At 69.6% G+C, this 253-nt stretch carries 1 protein-coding gene; it reads right to left on the bottom strand.

What is annotated here, in order from left to right; translation table 11 throughout:
- On the bottom strand, window positions 1-253 hold a 253-nt coding region (locus SB775_RS31850), incomplete at both ends, for a DUF177 domain-containing protein (protein ID WP_410865287.1).

Below are 253 nucleotides of genomic sequence, written 5' to 3'. Positions count from 1 at the left end.
GTCCTCGGGCACCAGCAGCGCCTCGTAATCCGGCGGCAACGCGTCCTCCTCGGCCTCGTCGCGCACCAGCCCCAGCCGCTGCCGCACCTGCACCGGGAGCAGGAAACGCTGCAGGCTGCGCTGGCATACCAGCGGCAGCGCGGCATCCACGCTCAACTCCACGTAAGGCACCTGCAGGACATCGTCCCGGCCGAACTCCAGCGAATAACGCACTTCGCCTTCGGTATCGACCAGGCTGCCGCGCAGGCGGCCC

The sequence above is a fragment of the Peribacillus sp. SIMBA_075 genome (genome assembly GCF_046534585.1).
Note: the sequence above shows the minus strand (reverse complement) of the source record. Positions and strands in the feature narration are given on the sequence as shown.